Origin of the sequence: Rhizobium sp. IY2 (assembly GCF_047532935.1) — a bacterium.
GTDB classification, from domain to species: domain Bacteria; phylum Pseudomonadota; class Alphaproteobacteria; order Rhizobiales; family Rhizobiaceae; genus Rhizobium; species Rhizobium anhuiense.
In genome coordinates, this window is the sequence record NZ_JBLKNU010000001.1 from 1,512,349 (window position 1) to 1,536,117 (window position 23,769).

General features: G+C 61.8%; 22 protein-coding genes. 2 read left to right on the forward strand and 20 right to left on the reverse strand.

Features of this window, described 5'->3' with window-relative positions; translation table 11 throughout:
• Positions 1–30: 30 nt before the first annotated feature.
• From lipA to ACMUVN_RS07470, 13 genes are all read right to left on the reverse strand, one after another.
• The gene (gene lipA, locus ACMUVN_RS07410; RefSeq protein ID WP_097630849.1) at positions 31–1,002 is read right to left on the reverse strand and encodes a lipoyl synthase; all 972 of its coding nucleotides are present in this window, start codon (positions 1,000–1,002) and stop codon (positions 31–33) included.
• A 46-nt stretch (positions 1,003–1,048) separates the two neighbouring features.
• Positions 1,049–1,297 (reverse strand): GlsB/YeaQ/YmgE family stress response membrane protein, encoded by a 249-nt coding sequence (locus tag ACMUVN_RS07415; RefSeq protein WP_047614990.1) that lies wholly within the window; start codon positions 1,295–1,297, stop codon positions 1,049–1,051.
• A 19-nt stretch (positions 1,298–1,316) separates the two neighbouring features.
• Positions 1,317–1,571, reverse strand: a complete 255-nt coding sequence (locus ACMUVN_RS07420) for a GlsB/YeaQ/YmgE family stress response membrane protein (protein ID WP_003539329.1) — start codon at positions 1,569–1,571, stop codon at positions 1,317–1,319.
• Positions 1,572–1,625: 54 nt separating this feature from the next.
• Positions 1,626–3,071 (reverse strand): dihydrolipoyl dehydrogenase, encoded by a 1,446-nt coding sequence (lpdA, locus tag ACMUVN_RS07425; RefSeq protein WP_097544392.1) that lies wholly within the window; start codon positions 3,069–3,071, stop codon positions 1,626–1,628.
• A gap of 16 nt (positions 3,072–3,087) precedes the next feature.
• Positions 3,088–3,669: a GNAT family N-acetyltransferase gene (locus ACMUVN_RS07430; protein WP_063475514.1), complete on the reverse strand. Its 582-nt coding sequence runs from the start codon at positions 3,667–3,669 to the stop codon at positions 3,088–3,090.
• A gap of 2 nt (positions 3,670–3,671) precedes the next feature.
• Positions 3,672–4,313 carry an SGNH/GDSL hydrolase family protein gene (locus ACMUVN_RS07435; protein ID WP_047614987.1) on the reverse strand — a complete coding sequence of 214 codons (642 nt, stop codon included), beginning with the start codon at positions 4,311–4,313 and terminating at the stop codon, positions 3,672–3,674.
• Between the two features lie 19 nt (positions 4,314–4,332).
• The gene (locus tag ACMUVN_RS07440) at positions 4,333–5,694 is read right to left on the reverse strand and encodes a pyruvate dehydrogenase complex dihydrolipoamide acetyltransferase (protein WP_127431750.1); all 1,362 of its coding nucleotides are present in this window, start codon (positions 5,692–5,694) and stop codon (positions 4,333–4,335) included.
• 15 nt (positions 5,695–5,709) lie between these two features.
• Positions 5,710–7,095: a pyruvate dehydrogenase complex E1 component subunit beta gene (locus ACMUVN_RS07445; protein WP_063475513.1), complete on the reverse strand. Its 1,386-nt coding sequence runs from the start codon at positions 7,093–7,095 to the stop codon at positions 5,710–5,712.
• 16 nt (positions 7,096–7,111) lie between these two features.
• On the reverse strand, positions 7,112–8,158 hold the full coding sequence (gene pdhA, locus ACMUVN_RS07450; protein ID WP_047614983.1) for a pyruvate dehydrogenase (acetyl-transferring) E1 component subunit alpha: 1,047 nt from the start codon (positions 8,156–8,158) through the stop codon (positions 7,112–7,114).
• 145 nt (positions 8,159–8,303) lie between these two features.
• Positions 8,304–8,624: an FtsB family cell division protein gene (locus ACMUVN_RS07455; protein ID WP_047614982.1), complete on the reverse strand. Its 321-nt coding sequence runs from the start codon at positions 8,622–8,624 to the stop codon at positions 8,304–8,306.
• 136 nt (positions 8,625–8,760) lie between these two features.
• Positions 8,761–10,035 (reverse strand): phosphopyruvate hydratase, encoded by a 1,275-nt coding sequence (gene eno / locus ACMUVN_RS07460; RefSeq protein ID WP_047615742.1) that lies wholly within the window; start codon positions 10,033–10,035, stop codon positions 8,761–8,763.
• A 222-nt stretch (positions 10,036–10,257) separates the two neighbouring features.
• Entirely contained in the window at positions 10,258–11,103 is an 846-nt protein-coding gene (gene kdsA, locus ACMUVN_RS07465) for a 3-deoxy-8-phosphooctulonate synthase (RefSeq protein WP_063475512.1), read from the reverse strand.
• Positions 11,100–11,996 (reverse strand): VOC family protein, encoded by an 897-nt coding sequence (locus ACMUVN_RS07470; protein WP_414814973.1) that lies wholly within the window; start codon positions 11,994–11,996, stop codon positions 11,100–11,102. The genes kdsA and ACMUVN_RS07470 overlap by 4 nt, the downstream gene beginning before the upstream one ends.
• 197 nt (positions 11,997–12,193) lie before the next feature.
• On the opposite strand from ACMUVN_RS07470, the gene lexA reads away from it, so the two are divergent.
• Positions 12,194–12,913: a transcriptional repressor LexA gene (gene lexA / locus ACMUVN_RS07475; protein ID WP_003539306.1), complete on the forward strand. Its 720-nt coding sequence runs from the start codon at positions 12,194–12,196 to the stop codon at positions 12,911–12,913.
• Here lexA and ACMUVN_RS07480 read toward each other — a convergent pair.
• Positions 12,894–15,326 (reverse strand): ComEC/Rec2 family competence protein, encoded by a 2,433-nt coding sequence (locus ACMUVN_RS07480; RefSeq protein ID WP_414814974.1) that lies wholly within the window; start codon positions 15,324–15,326, stop codon positions 12,894–12,896. The genes lexA and ACMUVN_RS07480 overlap by 20 nt on opposite strands.
• A gap of 290 nt (positions 15,327–15,616) precedes the next feature.
• Here ACMUVN_RS07480 and gltA point away from each other — a divergent pair, with 290 nt between their 5' ends.
• Positions 15,617–16,906, forward strand: coding sequence for a citrate synthase (gene gltA, locus ACMUVN_RS07485; RefSeq protein ID WP_047614976.1), 1,290 nt, complete (start codon positions 15,617–15,619; stop codon positions 16,904–16,906).
• Positions 16,907–16,934: 28 nt separating this feature from the next.
• Here gltA and lpxB read toward each other — a convergent pair whose 3' ends face one another.
• From lpxB to bamA, 6 genes are read right to left on the reverse strand one after another with little or no spacing between them, the layout of a single operon-like run.
• The gene (gene lpxB / locus ACMUVN_RS07490) at positions 16,935–18,104 is read right to left on the reverse strand and encodes a lipid-A-disaccharide synthase (protein ID WP_414814975.1); all 1,170 of its coding nucleotides are present in this window, start codon (positions 18,102–18,104) and stop codon (positions 16,935–16,937) included.
• Positions 18,101–18,982: an LpxI family protein gene (locus ACMUVN_RS07495; protein WP_063475508.1), complete on the reverse strand. Its 882-nt coding sequence runs from the start codon at positions 18,980–18,982 to the stop codon at positions 18,101–18,103. Before ACMUVN_RS07495 ends, lpxB begins: the two co-directional genes overlap by 4 nt.
• A gap of 3 nt (positions 18,983–18,985) precedes the next feature.
• Positions 18,986–19,804, reverse strand: a complete 819-nt coding sequence (gene lpxA / locus ACMUVN_RS07500) for an acyl-ACP--UDP-N-acetylglucosamine O-acyltransferase (RefSeq protein WP_047614971.1) — start codon at positions 19,802–19,804, stop codon at positions 18,986–18,988.
• Positions 19,801–20,268, reverse strand: a complete 468-nt coding sequence (fabZ, locus tag ACMUVN_RS07505; protein WP_047614969.1) for a 3-hydroxyacyl-ACP dehydratase FabZ — start codon at positions 20,266–20,268, stop codon at positions 19,801–19,803. The genes lpxA and fabZ overlap by 4 nt, the downstream gene beginning before the upstream one ends.
• On the reverse strand, positions 20,261–21,325 hold the full coding sequence (gene lpxD, locus ACMUVN_RS07510; protein WP_414814976.1) for a UDP-3-O-(3-hydroxymyristoyl)glucosamine N-acyltransferase: 1,065 nt from the start codon (positions 21,323–21,325) through the stop codon (positions 20,261–20,263). Before lpxD ends, fabZ begins: the two co-directional genes overlap by 8 nt.
• Positions 21,326–21,375: 50 nt before the next feature.
• Entirely contained in the window at positions 21,376–23,709 is a 2,334-nt protein-coding gene (gene bamA / locus ACMUVN_RS07515) for an outer membrane protein assembly factor BamA (protein WP_047614966.1), read from the reverse strand.
• Positions 23,710–23,769: the final 60 nt, after the last annotated feature.

Consider the following 23,769-nt stretch of genomic DNA (forward strand, 5'->3'; position numbering starts at 1 on the left):
GCGGTTCATTCAAAAAGCAAGTACCGGATCTTACTCGGCGGCCATCAGCAGCTTCTTCTCCCGTGCCGCCCGCAATCGCGCGAAGTCGTCGCCGGCATGGTGCGAGGAGCGGGTCAGGGGGCTCGAGGCGACCATCAGGAAACCCTTGCTGTAGGCGACGGTCTCGTAGGACTTGAACTCGTCGGGCGTGACGAAGCTCATGACCTTGTGGTGCTTGCGGGTCGGCTGCAGGTACTGGCCGATCGTCAGGAAATCGACGTCGGCGGTGCGCAGATCGTCCATCAGCTGGAGGACTTCGTTTCGTTCTTCGCCGAGGCCGACCATGATGCCTGATTTGGTGAACATGGTGGGATCGAGTTCCTTCACCCGCTGCAGCAGGCGAATGGAATGGAAGTAGCGGGCGCCGGGGCGAACCGTCAGATAATTGCCGGGCACGGTCTCCATATTGTGGTTGAAGACGTCGGGCTTGGCGGCGACGACCCGTTCCAGCGCTCCAGGCTTCTTCAGGAAGTCCGGCGTCAGGATCTCGATCGTCGTCATCGGCGAGGCCGCCCGGATTGCCCAGATCACCTTTTCGAAGTGCTCGGCGCCGCCGTCTGCCAGGTCGTCACGGTCGACCGAGGTGATGACGACGTGGCTGAGGCCCATCTCCTTGACTGCCTTGGCGACATTCTCAGGCTCGGCCATGTCGAGGGCATTCGGCTTGCCGGTGGCGACATTGCAGAAGGCGCAGGCGCGGGTACAAATCTCGCCCATGATCATGAAGGTCGCGTGCTTCTTGTCCCAGCACTCGCCGATATTCGGGCAACCGGCCTCTTCGCAGACGGTGACGAGCTTGTGCTCCTTCACGATCGTACGCGTCTCGGCATAACCCTTGGAGGTCGGCGCCTTGACGCGAATCCAGTCCGGCTTGCGCATGACTTCCGTGTCCGGGCGATGCGCCTTCTCCGGATGGCGCACACGCTTGGCGTCGGGATTGATCGTGTCGAGGATGGTCACCATTGCAGTTTCAGCTTTCTACCGCCTCTATGCGGCACATCATTCGGATCTAGCGCCGCACCAGTCGCACAAGGAATATCAACAGGCAGGCGCCGAGGAAACCCGTCACGAAGTAACCGAGCCGTCCGCCGACCACCTGGACATGGAACTGCGCGAGGACGGCGCTGGCGACGACCGAGCCGACGATGCCGAGCACGATGTTCAGGAAAATCCCGTATCGCGCTTCCATCAGCTTGCCGGCGAGCCAGCCCGCAAGTCCGCCGATGATGATTGCCGAAATCCAGCCGACGCCTTCCATTCCTGCCCTCTTTTGCCCCTTAAGCGACCGCTCTTGCGATCAGAACCACGATAATGGCGCCGACCGTGGCGTGGATGATCTGCACAACCAGCGCGTTCTCGATGCCCAGCGAAATGCCGAGCGCGCTGAACAGATAACCGCCGACGAAGGCGCCGATGATGCCGCTCAGCAGGCATCTTATCAACCCGCCGCCGCCGACGACCAGACTTGCGAGGAAGCCTGCAACCAGGCCGATCAGCAGAAATACCAGCAACGCCTGCGTCTCCATAGACATGATGATTTCCTTTCGTTTTTTCCACCCCGTGATACAGGGCGGATTGGGAAATTATCAAGCATTCAATACACGGCCGTAGGCATCGAGCACCGCTTCCTTCATCGTTTCCGACACGGTGGGATGCGGGAAGATCGTGTGCATCAGCTCTTCCTCGGTTGTTTCGAGGTTCATCGCGACGACGAAGCCCTGGATGAGCTCGGTGACTTCAGCGCCAACCATATGGGCGCCGAGCAGTTCGCCGGTCTTCTTATCGAAGATCACCTTCACCATGCCCTGGTCTTCGCCAAGCGCGATCGCCTTGCCGTTTGCCGCAAAGGAGAAGCGACCGACGCGGATGTCACGGCCCAGCTCCTTGGCTTTGGCTTCGGTGAGGCCGACGGAGGCGACCTGCGGATTGCAATAGGTGCAGCCCGGGACCTTGCCCTTGTCTGTGGGATGAACGTTCGGCAAGCCGGCGATCTTTTCGACGCAGACGACGCCCTCATGCTCTGCCTTGTGCGCCAGCATCGGCGGGCCGGCGACATCGCCGATCGCATAGATGCCGGCGACATTGGTCTTGCCGTAACCGTCGACGACGACGCAGCCGCGGTCGGTCTTCACACCAAGCGCCTCGAGGCCAAGATTTTCGATGTTGCCCTGAACGCCGACGGCCGAAATCAGCCGGTCGGCAGTGATCTGCTGCACTTTGCCATCGGCCGTCTCGACATGCGCGGTGACGCTGCCGGCGCCCTTCTCGACCTTCGAAACCTTGGCGCTGGTGAAGATCTTGAGGCCACGCTTTTCAAGCTGCTTGCGGGCAATCGCGGTGATTTCGGCATCTTCGACCGGCATGATGGTCGGCATGACTTCGACGACCGTCACGTCGACGCCCATCGAGCGATAGAAGCTTGCGAATTCGATGCCGATCGCGCCCGAGCCCATGACGATCAGCGACTTCGGCAGCGCATCCGGCTTCAGCGCCTCGAAATAGGTCCAGATCAGCTTGCCGTCCGGCTCGATGCCAGGCAGCGCGCGCGGGCGGGCGCCGGTGGCGATGATGATGTGCTTGGCGGTATAGGTGCCCTCGCCCTTGACGTTCTTCGGCAGCGGGTGCTGCGGCTCGACGACGGCCTTCGACGACTTGCCGACGACGATCTCGCCGGGCTTGGAAAGCTTTCCTTCGCCCCAGATGATGTCGATCTTGTTCTTCTTCATCAGGAAGCCGACGCCCGCGTTGAGACGGGCAGAGACGGCGCGCGAGCGGCCAACGACGGCCTTGGCATCCGGCTTGACCGTGCCCTCGAGAACGAGACCGTAATCCTTGAAGTGATTTGCATGATCGAGGACTTCGGCCGAGCGCAGCAGCGCCTTTGTGGGTATGCAGCCCCAGTTCAAGCAGATGCCGCCCATATGCTCGCGCTCGACGATCGCGGTCTTGAGGCCAAGCTGGCTGGCGCGAATAGCGGCGACATAGCCGCCGGGACCCGAACCGATGATGATGACGTCGTAGGATTCAGCCATGTGTTTCCTGCCTTTGTTACGCTGCGCTGCGGGTCATGAGCACCCACGCGTGTCTCTTGCTGTTATCGAAGAGCGGCACGGCATCGGCACGCGCAGCCTCCAAGAATCCGTTTCTTCCATAAAGCGACAAAGCCGCTTCGTTATCACTTGCGGTAATGAGACTGACGGAGCGGCGATCGGCCCTTTCGATCTGATCCTCCAGCAATCTGCGTCCGATGCCGATGCCGCGCAGGTGGCGATAGACGCCGAGACTGCCGATGAACCAGCTACCCACAACCGTTTTCTGCAAGGCGAGCATCGGCTCGGTCGCCGGAACTGTCGCCTCGATCTTATCTATGCCTTCCTCCAGCGCGTGGCCGATCGCCACGCCTGCGACCTCGCCATAGGCCTCGGCGATGACGGCATCCCGCCAGCCGCCGACAGCCTCTTCCTCGCTCATCTTCAGCCGGCCCCGCTCCAGCGGCGTGTCACTCATGCCGGTCGCCACATCGGCGAACCAGAGCCAGGAGGCAAAACCGCGCGAGGCGATATCCGCCAGAATCGCCAGCTCCGAAGCATCCCGCCGTGAGGCCTGCCGGAGGGCGATGAAGGAGGTCATGGTCAGATCCCCAGCATCATCCGCACGATCGATTCCAGCCCGCGTCCGAGCGCACGCGTATTGTCCGCATCAAGGTGAATGCCATCGATCGGCGTGGTCTTGGCGACGGAGTTGCCGTCGAAGAAGCCGCAGCCGAGTTCGTCGGCAAGATCACGATAAAGCGTTGCGAGCTTGGCCGATTCCTCGATGCCGCCGGGAAAGGATGCGGCGAAGGGCACATTGCCCGTCGCGCAGATCGCCGGCGGCGCCACGATCAAGATCTCCGGCCCATCGAATTCGAAGGGCCAGGCATGATTGCGGATGAGCCGCACGAGACGGCTGATGCCCTGGCAGGCGGCAAAGGCGGACCCCGCCACGACCGGCTTCATGTCGTTGGTGCCGAGCAGAAGGATGACGAGGTCGAGCGGTGCATGCGTCTGCAGGATCGTCGGCAGGATGCGCGCACCGTTGCGGTCACAATCGGCGAGGTGGTCGTCGAAAGCGGTCGTGCGCCCATTCAGGCCTTCGGCGATGACGCGCGCCTCGCTGCCGAGCGCTGCCTGAAGCACGCTCGGCCAGCGATTCTTGTACTCATGACGGCCGATCGTCTCGGCGTCATAACCCCAGGTCAGCGAGTCACCATAGCAAAGAACGGTCTTGGTCATTTCCGCCTCCGCGCTGCTATCAGACAAGCATGCCCATCGGGTTTTCGATGTAGCCCTTGAAGGCCTGGAGCAGCTCGGCGCCGAGTGCACCATCGACGCAGCGATGGTCGGTCGACAGCGTGACCGACATCACGGTGGCGATCGCCATTTCGCCCTTCCTGACGACGACCCGCTGTTCGCCTGCGCCGACCGCGAGGATCGTCGCATGCGGCGGGTTGACGACGGCTGCGAAGTTCTTCACGCCCATCATGCCCATGTTCGAGACCGAGCTGGTGCCGCCCTGATATTCCTCAGGCTTCAGCTTGCGGTCCTTGGCCCGCTTGCCGAGATCGCGCATCTCGTTGGAGATCGTCGACAGGGTCTTTTCCTCGGCCTTGCGGATGATCGGCGTGATCAGGCCGCCGGGGATCGAGACGGCGACGCCGACATCGGCATGCTTGTGCTTGACCATGTTGCTGTCGGTCCAGGAGACATTGGCATCCGGAACGTCGCGCAGCGCCAGCGCCATGGCCTTGATGACCATGTCGTTGACCGAGAGCTTGTAGGCCGGAGCATTGTCCTTGCGCGGCGCCGCATCGTTCAGCTGGGCGCGCAGCGCCAGCAGCGCATCGAGCTCGCAATCGACGCTGACGTAGAAATGCGGGATCGTCTGCTTGGATTCGACCAGGCGCCTGGCAATCGTCTTGCGCATGCCGTCATGCGGCACGAGCTCGTAGGAGCCAGGTTCGAAGAGCTTGAGCACGGCTTCCTCAGAGGCGCCCTTCGGTGCGGCAGCGGCCGGAGCCGGCGCAGCAGCCTGCGGGGCGGCAGCGGGTGCAGGCGCAGCAGCAGCCTTGGCGCCACCGCCGGCAACAGCCGCCTCAATGTCGCTCTTGACGACGCGGCCATGCGGGCCGGAGCCTGCGACTGCCGAAAGATCGATGCCGGCTTCCTTGGCCAGACGGCGGGCGAGCGGCGAAGAGAAGGTGCGGTTGCCATCAGCCGAAACCGAAGCGGGTGCAGCGGCAGGTGCCGGTGCTGCAGCCGGAGCGGTTTGGGCCGGAGCCGGTGCAGCCTCGGCCTTCGGCGCAGGCGCGGCTTCAGCCTTGGGCGCCGGAGCGGCAGAACCCGCACCGTTTGCGGCAGCGGCGACATCCTCGCCATCGGCGGCGAGAACCGCAATCAGCGCGTTGACCTTGACGCCTTCGGTGCCGGCGGCAACGACGAGCTTGGCGACCGTGCCTTCATCGACGGCTTCGACTTCCATCGTCGCCTTGTCGGTCTCGATCTCGGCGATCACATCGCCTGATTTGACCTTGTCGCCTTCCTTGACCAGCCATTTGGAAAGATTGCCTTCCTCCATGGTCGGAGAGAGGGCGGGCATCGTGATATTGATCGGCATCGAGCTGCCCTCCCCTTATTTGTAGCAAACAGCCTTCACCGCATCGACGACTTCGCCGACGTTCGGAAGTGCGAGCTTTTCGAGATTGGCGGCGTAGGGCATCGGAACGTCCTTGCCCGCAATCGTCAGGATCGGCGCATCGAGATAATCGAAGGCCTGCTGCATGACGCGGGTGGCGATTTCGGTGCCGACCGACGATTGCGGATAACCTTCCTCGACGGTGACCAGACGGCCGGTCTTCTTCACCGATTCGATAACGGTCGGCAGGTCCATCGGGCGAATGGTGCGAAGGTCGATCAGTTCGACGTCGATGCCGATCTTTTCGAGTTCGGCCGCCGCCTTGGTCGCATAAGTCATGCCGATGCCGAAGGAGACCACCGTGACGTCCTTGCCCGGGCGATGGATGCGGGCCTTGCCGATCGGCAGGACGAAATTGTCGAGCTTCGGCACATCGAAGTGCTGACCGTAGAGAATTTCGTTCTCGAGGAAGATCACCGGATTGGGATCGCGGATCGCAGCCTTCAGCAGGCCCTTGGCGTCGGATGCCGTGTAAGGCATGACGACCTTCAGGCCGGGGATTGCGGAGTACCAGGCAGCATAGTCCTGGCTGTGCTGGGCGCCGACGCGAGCTGCGGCACCGTTCGGGCCGCGGAAGACGATCGGAGCGCCCATCTGGCCGCCGGACATATAGAGCGTCTTGGCGGCGGAGTTGATGATGTGGTCGATCGCCTGCATGGCGAAGTTGAAGGTCATGAATTCGACGATCGGGCGAAGCCCAGCCATGGCAGCGCCGACGCCGACGCCGGCAAAGCCGTGCTCGGTGATCGGCGTATCGATGACGCGGCGGGGGCCGAATTCCTGCAGCAGGCCCTGCGTGACCTTGTAGGCGCCCTGATATTCGGCAACTTCTTCGCCCATGACGAAGACGTCTTCATTGGCGCGCATTTCCTCGGCCATGGCGTCGCGGAGCGCTTCGCGCACGGTCGTCGACACCATTTCGGTGCCGGCAGGAATTTCGGGGTCATTCGGAACGACGGCCTTCGGCTCGGCCGGAAGCGGCGCGGAGGCCGAACCGGTTTCGGTCGGCTTCTCTTCCTGGGCAACGGCAGGCGCGGCTGCTGCGGCCGGCTTGGCGGCGGAGAGATCGGCGGCGGATTCGCCATCCTGCAGCAGCACGGCGATCTTGGTGTTGACCTTGACACCTTCGGTGCCGGCATCGACGAGCAGCTTACCGATGACACCTTCATCGACGGCTTCGACTTCCATCGTCGCCTTGTCGGTTTCGATTTCGGCGATCACGTCGCCCGAGGTGACCTTGTCACCTTCCTGCTTCAGCCATTTGGACAGCGTGCCTTCTTCCATCGTCGGAGAGAGGGCGGGCATGAGGATATCGATAGGCATGGGTTCCCTCCCCCGATTAGAGCAGAATGTCGGTGTAGAGCTCGGATGCATCCGGCTCCGGATCGGCCTGGGCGAAGTCGGCGCTGTCGGCGACGATGTCGCGGACATCCTTGTCGATCGCCTTCAGATCGTCTTCGGAGGCCCAGCCCTTTTCGATGAGGCGCGCCTTGACCTGTTCGATCGGGTCATGCTCGGAGCGCATCTTCTGCACTTCGTCCTTGGAGCGATACTTCGCCGGATCGGACATGGAGTGACCGCGATAACGATAGGTCAGCATTTCGAGAATGATCGGGCCCTTGCCGGAGCGGCAATGTTCGAGCGCCTCGTCGGCCGCCGCCTTGACGGCGCGAACGTCCATGCCATCGACCTGAATGCCGGGGATGCCGAAGCCGGAGCCGCGCAGCGAATAGTTCGACTGCGCCGTGGCGCGGGCGGTCGAGGTGCCCATGGCGTAACGGTTGTTCTCGACGATATAGACGATCGGCAGTTTCCAGAGAGCCGCCATGTTGAAGCTCTCGTAAACCTGGCCCTGGTTGGCAGCGCCGTCGCCGAAATAGGCGATCGAGACATTGCCGTTGCCGCGGTAGCTGTTTGCGAAAGCCAGACCGGTTCCGAGCGAGACCTGGGCGCCGACGATGCCGTGACCGCCGTAGAAATGCTTCTCTTTCGAGAACATGTGCATCGAGCCGCCCTTCCCGTGGGAATAGCCGCTGCGGCGCCCGGTCAGTTCCGCCATGACGCCACGCGCTTCCATGCCGGTCGCCAGCATATGGCCGTGGTCGCGATAGGCGGTGATGACCTGGTCGCCTTCCTTCTGCGCCATCTGCATGCCGACGACGACAGCTTCCTGACCGATGTAGAGGTGGCAAAAGCCGCCGATGAAGCCCATGCCGTAAAGCTGACCGGCCTTCTCCTCGAAGCGGCGGATGAGCAGCATTTCGCGATAGGCCTTGAGCTCCTCATCGCGATCGAAGTCGGCTACCGGGCCTCCATTCGATGCTTTGGCTGCGGGTTTTGCTGCAGTTTTGCGGCTGGAAACGGTCGCGGTCTTTCGCGGCGCCATTCAACCCTCCCTATGGGTTTGTCGGTTCTTGGTGGCGCGTACCATAGGGAAGAAATATGACCACAGCAATGCCATAATTGCATGGCTCGTATTCGGCGCTAAATCGTTGATAAAACGCCTGAAATTCCAATTAACCTGTTTCCGGTTAATTGGAATAATGGTTGAATATGACGATCTCGTCCGCGCGCGACACATTGAGCTGATAGCGCGCTTTTTCGTCCAGCATGTCCTTGTCGAGCGAGCCGTCACTGAGCAGCGCGACCTGATTTTCCAGATGTTCGCGCTTCGTCTTCAAGACTGCAAGCTCTTTTTCACGCGCGACACGCTGGTGCTCGAACGCTTCCGTCGCGCGCAGGCCGTAATCGCCGTGAATGCAGTGATAACCGAAATAGGAAAGGAAGGCGACCGTCATGGCCGGAATGACGAAGCGGCCGAGCTTTCTCTTCTTATGATGCTTTGTCCACATACACGCATGCTCTTGAACGCATTACCAATTCGCTCAATCTACAGCGCAGAGATTAACCGTTCGTTGACTCTAAAAAAGAGCAACAAAAAACCCGCGCCGGAGAGGCGCGGGTCGAACCGTTGAAAATCAGATGCGATCAGCCGCGAATGATCGAGCGGCCGGCATACTGGGCCTGAGGACCGAGGCCTTCTTCGATACGGATCAGCTGGTTGTACTTGGCAAGACGGTCGGAACGCGACAGCGAGCCGGTCTTGATCTGACCGCAGTTGGTGGCGACCGCGAGATCGGCGATGGTCGAATCTTCCGTTTCGCCGGAGCGGTGAGACATGACGGCGGTATAGGCTGCCTTGTGCGCCGTGTTGACGGCGTCGAGGGTTTCGGTCAGCGAGCCGATCTGGTTGACCTTGACGAGGATCGAGTTGGCGACACCCATGCGGATGCCATCGCGAAGGCGGGCAGAGTTGGTGACGAAGAGATCGTCGCCGACGAGCTGGGTTTTCTTGCCGGTCAGGTCGGTCAGCGTCTTCCAGCCATCCCAGTCGTCCTCAGCCATGCCGTCCTCGATCGAGATGATCGGGTACTTGGCGGCGAGTTCGGCCAGATATTCGGCCATGGCGCCCGATTCGAGCGTGCGGCCTTCCCCTTCGAGAACATATTTGCCGTCCTTGAAGAATTCCGTCGAGGCGCAATCGAGGCCGAGGTAGATGTCCTCGCCCGGCTTGTAGCCGGCTTTTTCGACCGACTTGACGATGAAGTCGAGGGCTTCGGAAGCGCTCTTCAGGCCCGGTGCGAAACCGCCTTCGTCGCCGACATTGGTGTTGTGGCCCTGTGCGGCAAGTTCCTTGCGGAGCGTATGGAAGACTTCCGAACCCATGCGCACGGCTTCGGCGATCGTATCGGCGCCGACCGGCAGGATCATGAATTCCTGGAAATCGATCGGGTTGTCGGCATGGGCGCCGCCGTTGATGATGTTCATCATCGGCACCGGCAGCAGGCTGGCGGAAGCGCCGCCGACATAACGGTAGAGCGGCAGGCCGGAGGCCTGGGCGGCAGCCTTGGCGACGGCGAGCGACACGCCGAGGATGGCGTTGGCGCCGAGGCGCGACTTGTTCGGCGTGCCGTCCAGCTCGATCATGATGTTGTCGATCTGGATCTGGTTTTCGGCGTCGATGCCGCCGATCGCATCGAAGATCTCGGTGTTGGCGGCGTCGACCGCCTTCTGGACGCCCTTGCCGAGGTAGCGCTTGCCGCCGTCGCGCAGTTCGACCGCCTCATGCGCGCCCGTCGAGGCGCCCGAGGGAACAGCCGCACGGCCCATGCTGCCGTCTTCGAGATAGACATCGACTTCGACGGTGGGATTGCCACGGCTATCGAGAATCTCGCGGGCGATGATATCGGTGATTGCAGTCATGGGTTCTTCCTGCTCAGTGGGTGATAAGTCGTTCGAAACCTGTCTTAATCGAAGGCGAGCAAATTACAATGCCGCAATTGCCAGCCTTCGAACCAGCGTTCCGATGTGGGCGAAAGCGCGTCGCGATCTCTAACATTCGCTTGGTCCGCGCCTTGCTCTTTGGTTTTGCGCGACATGCTTATAGCGCGATCGTGTCAGACTGTTGAACGTCAAGCTGGGTAATCAGGCCTTGGCGACCGCATCGAAGGCAAGCAGCTTTTCGAGGAGCCGCGGCATGTCCTTGAGATAGACCATGTTCGGTCCGTCGGAAGGCGCATTGTCGGGGTCCTGATGGGTTTCGAGGAAGACGCCGGCAATGCCGGTCGCCACCGCTGCGCGCGCCAGCGTTTCCACGAATTCCCGCTGGCCGCCCGAGGAATCGCCCTGCCCGCCCGGCTGCGCCACGGAATGGGTCGCGTCGAAAACAACGGGAGCACCCATCGACGCCATGATCGGCAGCGAACGCATGTCGGAAACCAGCGTGTTGTAGCCAAAGGAGGCGCCGCGCTCGCACAGCAGCACGTTCGGATTGCCGCTGGCGTTGAGCTTCTTCAGGACGTTTTTCATATCCCAGGGAGCGAGGAACTGGCCCTTCTTGACATTGACGACGCGGCCGGTCTTGGCGGCGGCGATGAGAAGATCGGTCTGGCGGCAAAGGAAGGCCGGGATCTGCAGGACATCGACGGTCTTTGCCACCTCGGCGCATTGTTCGGCGGTATGAACGTCGGTCAGGACGGGAAAGCCGAATTCCTTCTTGAGGTCGGCAAAGATCTCCATGCCCTTTTCAATGCCGATGCCGCGTTCGGCCGAAAGCGAAGTGCGGTTCGCCTTGTCGAAGGAGCTCTTGTATACGAGGCCGATGCCGAGCTTTCCGCAAAGCTCCTTCAGCGTGCCGGCCACCATGAAGGCGTGGTCGCGGCTCTCCATCTGGCAAGGGCCGGCAATCAGCGACAGGCGGCCGGTGTTGGAAAAGGTGACCTGGCCCTGGCCCTCGCCGATCTTGACTTGGGAATTCGTATCTGTGCTCATCGTGTTTCCTCGAAGGCGAAAAGCGTGCCCTGCCCGGGCGCGGGCTTCACCAGAATGCGATTGTTCTTGCGCGTATATGTCACCCCGTTAGCAGCCAAATGCGCTTCTGTCACGGCAAGATCGGCGACAGCGAAGAGAATCGCCCGGCCGCGCAGGCCGCGGTCGGCGGATGGGACGGCGACCTCGAAATAGGCCTCCAAACCCTCCGGCGTCATCAGGCTGATTTTCACATTCGACGCCGCGATCTTGACGCCGAAACCGGTGTTCTCGACTGCCGATTGCGCGCTGGCAAGACTGACGAAGGCGGCGAAGGCAGCCGCATCGGGCGCGCAAAACACCACCTCGGCAATGCCGGTGACGCCATTGGCATGCGCCTCCAGCGCGCCGCGGTCGGCCGGCAGCGGATTGACGCGCTCGACGGTGAAGAGAAAGAGATCGGGCGCGCGCAGGTCGCCGGCAAAGGCCAGCCTGAAGCCGGCAATGCTCTCAGAACCATCCGGCATCGTCATCGGCCGGCTGAACGCCAGCATCTCGCCGGCGCTCGCTCCGTCGCCGACGAAATTCCGATGATCGATATCGGCATCCTCGCTGCCGAAGGCCACCGCCGAAAGCCCTTCCTCGCCGCAGCGGAATCGGAAGGCGCGGTTGCGGGCGGTGAAGACATTGCCTTGCCGCGCCGATGCTTCACTTTCCCTAACGCTCGCAATCCCGAGCGGCTCCAGATAGGTCTTATCGGCAAAAAAGACGCAGGCATTCTCCGTTCCGAAGGGATGACGCGCATCGGCGGCAACGGTAAAGCCCAGCTTGCCGAGCCTCTCGCGCGCCAGATCGATATTGACGACCGGCAGCACGACATGATCCAGCGGGCGTGGTTTGGCGGAATGCTCGTTCATGGTATCCCCTCTCCTCACACGGCAGAGATGTGCGACAGTGCCGCGCAAGGCAAGACTTGTCGGCCAATCCGGCGAATGAAAATAAAAATCTCAACGAGTTGGCGCCAAGTTTTACGGAAATTTAGCTACTTGCGGAACACATATGGAACATATAGTGTCTGTTCTGGATTTGTTTCAATCACGAGGTCACAACGTCGATGCTCACGCGCAAACAACAGGAGCTTCTCCTCTTCATTCATGAGCGCATGAAGGAATCCGGCGTTCCGCCGTCTTTCGACGAAATGAAGGACGCCCTGGATCTCGCTTCGAAGTCCGGGATTCACCGGCTGATTACTGCGCTCGAGGAGCGTGGCTTCATTCGCCGCCTACCGAACCGGGCCCGCGCACTCGAGGTCATCAAGCTTCCGGAGGCCTATAGCCCCAGCATCCAGCCCCGGCGCGGCTTTTCGCCGAGCGTCATTGAGGGCAGCCTGGGCAAGCCCCAGCCGGTCGCCACTCCCGCTCCTGCAAAACCCGTCGCCGACAATGGCAACTCAGTCTCCGTGCCGGTCATGGGCCGGATCGCCGCCGGCGTTCCGATCTCGGCAATCCAGAACAACACCCACGACATCGTCGTTCCGGCCGATATGCTCGGCTCCGGTGAACACTACGCGCTGGAGGTCAAGGGTGATTCGATGATCGACGCCGGCATTTTCGACGGCGACACCGTGATCATCCGCAATGGCAGCACCGCAAGCCCTGGCGACATCGTCGTTGCTCTCGTCGACGACGAAGAAGCGACGCTCAAACGCTTCCGCCGCAAGGGCGCCTCGATCGCGCTGGAAGCGGCCAACCCGGCTTACGAGACCCGGATCTTCGGGCCAGACCGCGTCAAGGTGCAGGGCAAACTCGTCGGCCTTATTCGCCGCTATCACTGACACCCTGCAGGCCGGTTTCGACAAAGCTGTTGCTGCGCCAGTCATAGGCGCGATGGCGGATCCATGGCCGCCACAGATCATCGAATGCGGTTGTGACCTCCATGCCGGCCTCGGCGAAGCGCAGCTCGACGGAACCGGTCCGGCGCAACGTCTCGCCGGTGAAGAGCGTCGCGCCTGAGCGGCAGCTGTTGAAACGCAGGCGGACCGACGTTACCACGATATCGGCCGCATCGCAGGCCGGAGCGAGATAGGCGGCATTGTCGATGACGGCGACCACATGACCGTTGCCAAGCCTTGATATGCACCAGGCCTTCTTGACACAGGAAAAGCGGTTTGCGTCACCGCCGGCTGCGGCCGCCCGCATCGCCGCCCTCGCTTCGTTCTGCTGATCGCGGGAAAGCTTGACGCGGCGGTCCTCTCCCGCTGGCGGGACAGCAGGACCATCCAGCATCTTCGGCGGGTCATGCGCCGGCAGGACGAGCGCGCGCTGCCATTGGTCGAAGATGAAATCCGGCGGGTTTTCACGGTTGGAGGCCATTGCCGCCGCCTCGACGACCGCGACGAGACTGCCATCTTCCGAAATCACCAGATCCGGCGGCCGGGGAACCGGCAGAACCAGCAGGATGAGCGTTGCGACTGATATGATCGACGTGCCCATATGGCGCAGCCGAGTGCGGAGTAGCGTCAGCAGCAGGAAGCCTGCCACGGCGACCGCGAAATACCAGGCGGGCAAGCGGCCGATGCCGATGTCGCCACCCCAGCCGGACACGGTCTTGGCGACGGCGATCACCAGATCGAGGCCGAATCCGACAATCTTCCAAGGCAAAACGTCCAGACCGAAAGGCATGAGCAGCATCGCCAGCAACCCGGCCGGCATGATGATGAAGGAGATGATCGGCATCGTCGCGAGGTTTGCCGGCAGGCCGTAGGCGGTCAGGCGATGAAAATGCTCGATCGAAAACAGTGCGGTGGAGAAACCGCCGATCAGCGAGGTCAGGAAGACACCGCCGAAGAACCCCGCAACCGCGACGAAAGGCCTGACGATCGGCAGCTTCAGGAAGGCATTCTCGCGGACGCGCCGATCCTTCCACAGCTGATAGCCCGACACGAGCGCCAAGGTTGCGGCAAAGGACATCTGGAAGCTCGGACCCAGGACCTCGGACGGCGAAATGGCGAGGATGACGAGCGCGGAGAGAGCGACATTGCGCAGGCTGATCGACGGCCGGTCGAAGAAGACGGCAATCAGCATGATCGCCATCATGATGAAGGCGCGCTCGGCCGAGACCGCGAAGCCGGAGATCAGGAAATAGGCCGTGACGGCGATGAGCGCGCCGGCGGCGGCGATCTTCTTCGTCGGATAGGCCTGGGCGACGCCGGGAAAGAGGCTGAGCAGCATCCGGAAGCCGACGAAGAAGATGCCGGCCGACAGCGCCATGTTGAGTCCTGAGATGGCGATGATATGCGCCAGACCGGACTGGCGCAGCGCCTCCGTGGTCGCATTCGAGATGGCGCGCCGTTCGTCCGTCACCAGAGCAGCGGCAAAAGCGCCGGTGTCGCCGGGCAGAATCGATCGGATGCGGTCGCCGATGCCGCTGCGCAGCCGGTAAAGCCATTCGAGCAGGGTTTCCGCCGTCGATCTGGCAGCCTGCGGGCCTGCCTGCAAATCGACTTTCGTCGGCGCGCCGTAGAAGAAACCATTGGCGCCGATGCCATCGAAATAGGCCCCGAAGGAGAAGTCGTTGAGCTGTGGAAGTGCTGGGCCTGACGGCGGTGTCAGCCGAGCCCTGCCGGTGATGATGTCACCGATCTCGAAAGGCGCGTCGGCGCCGCGGGCGATCGCGGTTATCCGTTCCGGCGGCCGCTTCACCTGCGGCACCTCGGTGCCGGTGACGGCCAGAATGTAGCGCCACCGGCCGCGACCATCGCCTTCGCGCCGTTCGACACGGCCGGTCACCGTCGTCGTCACGGCGGAGTCGAGGATCACGGTCGAAGCCCGCCAGCTTTCGAACTCCGCCGAGACCATGCCACCGGCCACAAGTGCAAGCGCCAGCAGGACGGTCCGCAATGCCGCCCGCATACGGCTGGCGATCAGAACCGCGGTCGTCAGCACCAACAGGCAGAGCAGCGGTGCAATGACCGGAAAATCCGATGCTCCAAGAAACCAGAAGGCTGATCCGGCGCCGAGGAAGACCGGCGAGAATAGCAGCAGGCGGCCATGATCCGCCTCCTCGCCCAGCATGCGCCTGCCGGCACGCAGCGATTGCGAGGCCAAAGCCGGCAGGCGATGGCGCAACGGTGTCGCCGACTGCGTCCTTGCCGGCCGCGACACCACGGCAGGGGGAGAAAAACCGGAGGTATCGGCAAGGCCGGCGCCTGCTTCCGGCCGCAATTCGACTGTCGTCAATTCCTGCATGCGCCGCCCAAGCTCAACCGCCAAGGCGGCCAGAATGCAACCTCCCATCAAATCCGGCAAGAATAATCGATTGAAATATGAGGGAAAATCGCGAGTGCCAAAAGGCCAGTCGAATCATCAGCTTCCGATATGCACGCGGCTCATCGCTGCAGTGCCTAAAAGGTGATACCGCAATGCACAAAATGCCGTCACGGTAACTTGGCATTAGCTTCGCGATCATATAGCTATCGGTGAGGACGCTTAACCCCTATGGCGCTTTTAAGGCGCCACCGCCATTTCGGAGGATCAGCATGACGGATCAAAGCGCTACAATAAAAATCGGTGACAAATCTGTCGACCTTGCCGTCAAGAGCGGCACGATCGGCCCGAGCGTCATCGATATCGGTGCCCTCTACAAGAACACGGCTTCCTTCACGTACGATCCGGGTTTTACCTCGACCGCATCCTGTGAATCGAAAATCACCTACATCGACGGCGACGAAGGTGTTCTGCTGCATCGCGGCTATCCGATCGAGCAGCTCGCCGAGCATGGCGACTTCCTGGAAGTCTGCTACCTGCTTCTCTACGGCGAACTGCCGACCACCGCGCAGAAGAAGGATTTCGATTATCGCGTCACGCACCACACCATGGTGCATGAGCAGATGAGCCGCTTCTTCACCGGCTTCCGCCGCGATGCGCATCCGATGGCCGTCATGTGCGGCTGCGTCGGCGCGCTGTCGGCCTTCTATCACGACTCCACAGACATCACCGATCCGCACCAGCGCATGGTCGCCAGCCTGCGTATGATCGCCAAGATGCCGACGCTCGCCGCCATGGCCTACAAATACCATATCGGCCAGCCCTTCGTTTATCCGAAGAACGACCTCGACTATGCGTCGAACTTCCTGCGCATGTGCTTTGCCGTGCCTTGCGAGGAATATGTGGTCAATCCGGTGCTTGCTCGCGCCATGGACCGCATCTTCATCCTGCATGCCGATCACGAGCAGAACGCTTCGACCTCGACCGTCCGTCTCGCCGGTTCGTCGGGCGCCAACCCGTTCGCCTGCATCGCGGCCGGCATCGCCTGCCTCTGGGGGCCCGCACATGGCGGCGCCAACGAAGCAGCGCTCAACATGCTGAACGAAATCGGCACAGTCGACCACATCCCGGAATATATCGCCCGCGCCAAGGACAAGAACGACCCGTTCCGCCTGATGGGCTTCGGCCACCGCGTCTACAAGAACTATGATCCGCGCGCCAAGATCATGCAGAAGACGACGCATGAAGTGCTGGGCGAACTCGGCATCAAGGACGACCCGTTGCTCGAAGTGGCGATGGAGCTGGAGCGCATCGCGCTCACCGACGAATATTTCATCGAGAAGAAGCTCTATCCGAATATCGACTTCTATTCCGGCATCACTCTGAAGGCGCTGGGCTTCCCCACGACCATGTTCACCGTGCTCTTCGCGCTCGCCCGCACGGTCGGCTGGATCGCACAGTGGAACGAGATGATCGAGGATCCGGAACAGCGCATCGGCCGTCCGCGCCAGCTCTATGTCGGCGAACCCAAGCGCGACTATATCCCGGTTTCGAAGCGCTGATCGCTTCAAAGCCTAAAAGAAAACCCGGTCAGAAACGGCCGGGTTTTTTCTTTTTCAGGACATCGAGAAGGATCTTGGCGGCATGCTCGCCGGGCGGCTTTTCGGTCTGCATGCGCTGCCAGATAAGGTCATAGCCTTCCTTCATCGCCTTCAGCTGGTAGGTGTCGGCCGACAGCCTTTCCATCCAGCGGGCGAGACTGGCGCCGCGAACGATATCGTTGAGATATTCCGGCACGACCGCGTAATCGGCGATCAGGTTTGGCAGCGCGCCTGTCCAGGTCTTGATGCTTGATGTCAGCAACCGCATGATCCAGTCGACCTTGTAGGCGGAGACGACGGGCACATCGGCAAGCGCCAGCTCAAGAATGACAGTTCCGGACGCCGCCATGGCTGCATCGGCTTCGGAGAAGGCTTTCCATTTCGCTTCCGCGCCGACGACGATCTCCGGTTTTACCGCCCACCCCGCCGTCATTTCGCGGACAAGCGCCTCCTTGTGCGTCACCGTCGGCAGAATGAAGCGCATCGGCCCATTGCGGGCAACAAGCTCCTTCGCTGCGGCCTCGAAATAGGGCACGAGATTCTTGATCTCGGATGAACGCGAACCGGGAAGAAGAAGGATCGGGCCGTTGCCGGGCTGCCTGCCGGCGCGCAGCCGCCGCGCCTCGAGCAATGCCGGATCGGCAATCAGGCGATGGCCGACATAAGTCGTCTCCGGGCCGCCGAGCGTGCGCATCACTTCCGGCTCGAAGGGCAGGACGGCGAGCACATGATCGACATAGCCGAGCATGCGCGTGGCGCGATATTCCTTCCAGGCCCAAACGCTCGGACAGACATAATTGACAACAGGCAGATCGGGCAGCGCGGTGCGGACGCGCTTTGCAACGCGATGGGTGAAATCCGGGCTGTCGATGATGAGAAGAATGTCCGGCCTTGCGGCGATGATTTCAGCCGTCGTCCGGCGGATCAGGGTATAGAGTTTTGGCAGCCGGCTCAGCACCTGGGTGATGCCCATGATCGACAACTCGGAGAAATCGAACAGCGATCTCAGGCCTTCTGCTTGCAGCGCCTCGCCGCCGACGCCGACCAGTTCCACCGGTCCGCTATGAATCCGTTTCAGGGCGGCGATGAGATCGGCGCCGAGCAGATCCCCCGACACCTCACCGGCAATGACGGCGATCTTCAGCGGCGCCCCGTTCATACAAGCCCCCATGCCGGCAGGCCGCGATCGATGCCGCAGACGAAAAGCCCGGCCTCGTCGGCGGCCTTGATGACGGCGGCGCGATCGAGCACCAGTGAACGGCCGGCCTCAACGGCGACACCGGCAAGGCCGGCTTTCCTCGCGTTCAGCACCGTGGATACGCCGATCGCCGGCAGATCGGCGCGGATATCCTGCTGCGGCTTGCAGAGCTTGACGAGTGCGCCGCGGCGGCGTGGCGAGATGCGTCCGGCGGCTCTGAGACCCGTCACGCGGTCCAGCATCTCATCCGTGCCTTCAAGACCCTCCAGCGCGACGACACGCCCGCCGATGCTGACGGCGCCCTGCCCGACATCGAGCCGGCCGAGCATTTCGGCGGCTTCGCCAGCACGGCTGATATCACGCCGGTCGTCCTCGCCGGGCGCCACAGCACCAAGCGGGCCGACGGAGGCAAGCAGGTCGGGGGCGATTTCATGGGCGCCAACGACGCGGCGGCCGTTTCCCTCGATCAGGCGGATCACCATCTGCAGAACCGTATCGTCGCCGCCGGACAGCAAGGTGCGGATGGCGGCCGGCACTTTCATCAGGATGCGCAGCGTCGGGCGCACCTCGCGCCATTCCGGGCGGCGGCGCACACTGCCCGACATCACGACACGGCCAATGCCATACCGGTTGAGCAACCCATCGAGGGCGGCGAAATCGCCGATACCGATGACAGCGTGGTCATAGCCTTCCCAACGCCGGTCGCTTTCGTCCTTCAGCGCGACGATGACCGGATTTTCGCCGGCGGCGCGCGCGGCTTCGGCGACATAGGAAGGCAGAAGACCGCCGCCGGCGATAATCGCCAGCCGGCCCGCAGCGGTTTCGCCGGAAAATGTCACGGGCTAGCCCTTCTGCCCCCGGGTCGGCGAGGACAAGGCGCGGTCGCTATCGGCGGCGATGAAGTCGAGAATGTGGACCACCTGCTCGCAATCGGCATATTCGTCGCGGATGGCGGCGGCGTTTTCGCGGACGGAGCCCGTTCCTTCAAAGATCGCCTTGTAGGCGCGACGCACCCGGTGAATGACGGCGCGGTCGATGCCGGCGCGCGTCATGCCGACGACGTTGAGGCCGCTCAGCAGCCCGGGATTGCCGTTCAGCATGCCGTAGGGAATGACGTCGTAACTGACCGCCGAGAGCCCGCCGACGAAGGCCTGACGGCCGACACGGGTGAACTGGTGAACGGCAGAACCGCCGCCCAGAATGACACGATCCTCGATGACGACGTGGCCGGCGAGCATTACGTTGTTCGACATGATCACGTGATTGCCGACGCGGCAGTCATGCGCAACGTGGGAATTGGCGAGGAAGAGGTTGTTGTCGCCGACGATCGTCTGGCCACCGAAGTCGGAGGTGCCGGTATTCATCGTCACGCCTTCGCGGATCGTGCAGTTGGCGCCGACCGTCAGCGTCGTCTCCTCACCGCCGTGATGCACGCTCTGCGGATCGCCGCCGATGACGGCCATCGGGAAGATGCGCGTGCCCTTGCCGATCACGGTGCGGCCGGTAACGACCGCATGCGACAAAAGCTCGACATTCGCATGCAGGACGACGTGCGACCCGACATGGCAGAAGGGACCGATCTTGACGCCCTCACCGATAACGGCACCGTCTTCGACGGCGGCCATCGGATGAATAAGGGCGCTTTCGGCGATATTGCTCATGCCTGATCCTTACGAACGATCATCGCGCCGATATCGGCCTCGGCGACAAGCGCGCCGTCAACCTTGGCGTCGCAATGGAATTTCCAGATATTGCCGCGCTGCTTGTGTTTCTTGACATGGAATTCAACGCGATCGCCGGGCACGACGGGCTTGCGGAAGCGCGCATTCTCGATGGTCATGAAATAGACGAGGTTGCCCGGCTGGCCTTCCTTCTTGGCACAGATCGCGCCCGCAGTCTGAGCCATGCCTTCGATCAGGAGAACGCCCGGCATGATCGGAGCTTCCGGAAAATGGCCGGTGAAATGCGGTTCGTTCGCCGTGACGTTCTTGATGCCGATCGCGCTGTTGTCGCCGTCGATCTCGATGATCTTGTCGACCAAGAGGAAGGGGTAACGATGCGGCAGCAGCTTCATGATCTCGATGATGTCAGCCGAAGAAAGCGTTGTCGTGGCTTCCTCAGTCATTTTGCTTGCCTCCAGGTTTACTCTCGCGCTGCTTGGTCTTGGACATCAGCTGCGCAGCCTCTCTCAGATAGTCTTTTAGCGGGCGCGCGGGTACGCCGCCATATTGCCCGCCGGCGGCAAGGTCGGTCATGATACCGCTTTTGGCGGCGATCTGCACGCCGTCACCGATCGTCACATGCCCCTTGATGCCGACCTGGCCGCCGATCTGCACGCCATTGCCGATCTTTGTGCTGCCGGCGATGCCGACCTGGGCGACGACGGCACAGTGGCGGCCGATCTGAACGTTGTGGCCGATCTGGACCTGGTTGTCGATTTTGGTGCCTTCGCCGATCACCGTATCGTCCATGGCGCCGCGATCGATCGTGGTGTTGGCGCCAATCTCGACATTGTCCTGGATGATCACCCGGCCGATCTGGACGATCTTGATCATACCGCGCGGGCCCGGGGCATAGCCGAAACCATCCTGGCCGATGCGGGCGCCGTTGTGGATGATGACGCCATTGCCGATCAGCGCGCAGAGAATGCTCGCGCCGGCCGCAATCGAACAATCCCGGCCGATCTTGACGCCCGGGCCGATGATGCTGTGCGCACCGATGCGCGTCCCCTCGCCGATCTCGGCATGCGCACCGATGACGGCCATCGGCTCGACGATCACACCTTTTTCGAGCTTGGCGCTCGGATCGATCACAGCACTTGGCGCGATCTCGCTTTCACTGGAAAAGACGACCGGGCGCAAGGCAGCGGGATAAAACAGACCGCCCGCCATCGCAAAGGCTGCGTGCGGATTGGACGACAGAATGACCGGAATGTGCTCGGGGATAAGATCGACGAGCGCCTTGTCGCAGATCACCGCCGAGGCTTCGCATGTTGCCAGCTCATCGCGGCTGCGGCGCGACAGGATATAGCAAACATCGCCTGCCCGGGCCCGGTTGAGGGGAGCCACAGATCTGACGATGACATCGGCATGATCGGGATTGGCGAGTCCTGCCCCAAGAAACTCTGCCAACTCAGCGAGCTTCAGACCTTCATGGGGCAGAAAAAAAACGTTTTGCTCCATCGGCAATGCTCCAGAACGGAATTGAGTCTTACAGTTCCGGACTGCCGATATCAGAATTGGTTGTTGATGCCAAACTTGAAGTTCTGCGTCTTGTCGAAGTCTTCCTTGAGGACCGGGATTGCGTAATCCAGACGCAATGCACCGAAGGGAGACTGCCAGACAACACCGACACCGACGGAAGCGCGCAGCGAAGCACTGGTGCCCTCCGCTTGATCGGAGCCGAGAAGCTCGACATCATTGCCAAACAGCGTGCCGGCATCGGCAAAGACGGCGCCGCGCAGGTTGAAGTCACGCGGGAAGCCAGGCATCGGGAAGGTCGCTTCCGCCGACGCCGTGAAATAGGTCGTGCCACCGAGCGGGTCATCATTATCCCCGCTGATGCGTGGGCCGATCCCCTTGTTCTCGAAGCCACGAATATCGCCGTTGGTCAGGGTGAACTGATCGAAGACATTCAGGTGGTCGCCGAGGGGGACGACATAACCCGCCGAAGCCGAGACCGAGCCGATGATGTCGGCATCGTCGGCGAGCAGATGGTAGTAACGGGCCTTGCCGTAGATCTTGTAGAACTGCGAGTCGCCGCCGAGGCCGGCAAGTTCCTGCGTCGCCGTCGCATAGATGCCTTCACGCGGCAGGACGGTGTCATCAAGCGTGTTGTAGGTCAGCGTCTGCGAGACGGAAGAGCGCGTCCACGGGCTCTCATCGACCAGATTGGCATAGGTCGCCGAAAGATCGGAGGTATCGCCGTCATACTTCATCTGCTTGTAGTTATAGCGGAAGGTCGTCGCCAGATCTTCGGTGATCGGTGCGGTCACACGCAGAACGACGCTGGTTTCCTCGTAGTCATAGTCGTCGTTGCTCGACGTTTCGCTGCGGTTGACGTCGAAGCCTGCCGCCAGGCGATAGCCGAGGAAATAGGGTTCGGTGAAGCTGACGCCGTAGGCGCGCGAGCCTTCCTGACCGCCGCCGGCCGAAATGCGGATATACTGGCCGCGGCCGAGGAAGTTCTTTTCCTCGATCGATGCTTCGAGCAGCAGACCGTCGCCGCCCGCGGCATAACCCGCGCCGACACCGAACGAACCAGTCGACTGATCCTGCACGTCGACGACCACCACGACACGGTCGGGCGAGCTGCCCGGCTGGGTGGAGATATTGACGGAAGAGAAGTAACCCAGCGCTTCGAGGCGACGCTTGGCCTTGGTGATCATCTGCTGATTGAAGGCGTCGCCTTCGCTCATGTCGAATTCGCGGCGGATCACGTAGTCGCGCGTGCGGCTGTTGCCGCGGATCTCGATACGCTCGACATAGGCGCGTTCGCCCTGGTCGACCAGATATTCGACGCCGATCGTATTGTTGTTGAGGTCGCGGTTGCCGCGCGGCGTGACGCGCGCAAAGGGATAACCGGCAGACGCCACCTGATCGGAGATCGCCTCGATCGACTTCTGCACGTCCTTGGCGCTGTAGACACGACCTTCATGGGTGCGCACGAGCGGCAGCAACTGATCGGAACCGACGCCTTCGACGGTCGACTGGACGGTCACCGGTCCGAAATCGTAGCGCTGGCCTTCCTCGATGTTGAAGGTGAGCGTGTATTTGTTGGTCGCGTCGTCGAAGGTGGCATCGGAAGAGACGATGCGCATGTCGGCGTAGCCGCGATTGTAATAGAACTGGCGCAGCGCTTCTTCGTCGGCGTGGAGCTTGTCTTCGTTATAGACGTCCTTGCGGGTCAGGAACGAAAGGAAGTTCGAACGCTTGGTATTGATGACGGCAGCCAGGCGGCCGGCACTGTAGGCATTGTTGCCGACGAAGTTGATCGAATCGATCTTGGTGCGATCACCTTCGTTGATGACGAAGGCAAGGTTGACGCGGCCTTCGCCGAGCGGCACCACCTGCGTCGTCACTTCGACCTCGCTGCGGCCGGTGGCAGCGTAGGCATCCTTGATCGACTGAATGTCGGACTGGATCTGGGTGTCGCTGTAGGGACCGGCGGCATGGGTCTGGACGATGGTCGCGAGCTTGTCGTCCTTGATCTTGCGGTTGCCGTTGAAGACGACCTGATTGACGAGCTGAGCTTCCTGAACGTTGACGACGAGCGTGCTTCCCGAGACCGAGATCTTCACGTCGGAGAAGTACCCCGTACCGTAAAGCTGCTTGACCGAAGCATCGATATCGCTGTTGGAAAAACTCTTCCCGGGAGAGATGGTGAGGTTCGACCGGACGGCTTCCGCGCCGACGCGGCTTGCGCCGCGCACATCGATACGCTGGATGACGGCGGCCTCAGCAGCCGTAGCGGAAACGAACGTCAAAGCACCTGCGCCCGAAGCAACAACACTAGCAGACAGCGCAACCGCCGATACTGCGTTCAAAAACTTTGAACCAGCCTTCATTTCACCTATTACCTTTGTTTCCCTCGTCCCCGGCTCCGGGAGAACCCGATTCCGGTCACG

Bases quoted from the DNA above. Each gene is read 5' to 3' on its own strand.
- lipA (WP_097630849.1), bottom strand. From the start codon at position 1,002: ATGGTGACCATCCTCGACACGATCAATCCCGACGCCAAGCGTGTGCGC.
- ACMUVN_RS07415 (WP_047614990.1), bottom strand. From the start codon at position 1,297: ATGGAAGGCGTCGGCTGGATTTCGGCAATCATCATCGGCGGACTTGCG.
- ACMUVN_RS07420 (WP_003539329.1), bottom strand. From the start codon at position 1,571: ATGTCTATGGAGACGCAGGCGTTGCTGGTATTTCTGCTGATCGGCCTG.
- lpdA (WP_097544392.1), bottom strand. From the start codon at position 3,071: ATGGCTGAATCCTACGACGTCATCATCATCGGTTCGGGTCCCGGCGGC.
- ACMUVN_RS07430 (WP_063475514.1), bottom strand. From the start codon at position 3,669: ATGACCTCCTTCATCGCCCTCCGGCAGGCCTCACGGCGGGATGCTTCG.
- ACMUVN_RS07435 (WP_047614987.1), bottom strand. From the start codon at position 4,313: ATGACCAAGACCGTTCTTTGCTATGGTGACTCGCTGACCTGGGGTTAT.
- ACMUVN_RS07440 (WP_127431750.1), bottom strand. From the start codon at position 5,694: ATGCCGATCAATATCACGATGCCCGCCCTCTCTCCGACCATGGAGGAA.
- ACMUVN_RS07445 (WP_063475513.1), bottom strand. From the start codon at position 7,095: ATGCCTATCGATATCCTCATGCCCGCCCTCTCTCCGACGATGGAAGAA.
- pdhA (WP_047614983.1), bottom strand. From the start codon at position 8,158: ATGGCGCCGCGAAAGACCGCGACCGTTTCCAGCCGCAAAACTGCAGCA.
- ACMUVN_RS07455 (WP_047614982.1), bottom strand. From the start codon at position 8,624: ATGTGGACAAAGCATCATAAGAAGAGAAAGCTCGGCCGCTTCGTCATT.
- eno (WP_047615742.1), bottom strand. From the start codon at position 10,035: ATGACTGCAATCACCGATATCATCGCCCGCGAGATTCTCGATAGCCGT.
- kdsA (WP_063475512.1), bottom strand. From the start codon at position 11,103: ATGAGCACAGATACGAATTCCCAAGTCAAGATCGGCGAGGGCCAGGGC.
- ACMUVN_RS07470 (WP_414814973.1), bottom strand. From the start codon at position 11,996: ATGAACGAGCATTCCGCCAAACCACGCCCGCTGGATCATGTCGTGCTG.
- lexA (WP_003539306.1), top strand. From the start codon at position 12,194: ATGCTCACGCGCAAACAACAGGAGCTTCTCCTCTTCATTCATGAGCGC.
- ACMUVN_RS07480 (WP_414814974.1), bottom strand. From the start codon at position 15,326: ATGCAGGAATTGACGACAGTCGAATTGCGGCCGGAAGCAGGCGCCGGC.
- gltA (WP_047614976.1), top strand. From the start codon at position 15,617: ATGACGGATCAAAGCGCTACAATAAAAATCGGTGACAAATCTGTCGAC.
- lpxB (WP_414814975.1), bottom strand. From the start codon at position 18,104: ATGAACGGGGCGCCGCTGAAGATCGCCGTCATTGCCGGTGAGGTGTCG.
- lpxA (WP_047614971.1), bottom strand. From the start codon at position 19,804: ATGAGCAATATCGCCGAAAGCGCCCTTATTCATCCGATGGCCGCCGTC.
- fabZ (WP_047614969.1), bottom strand. From the start codon at position 20,268: ATGACTGAGGAAGCCACGACAACGCTTTCTTCGGCTGACATCATCGAG.
- lpxD (WP_414814976.1), bottom strand. From the start codon at position 21,325: ATGGAGCAAAACGTTTTTTTTCTGCCCCATGAAGGTCTGAAGCTCGCT.
- bamA (WP_047614966.1), bottom strand. From the start codon at position 23,709: ATGAAGGCTGGTTCAAAGTTTTTGAACGCAGTATCGGCGGTTGCGCTG.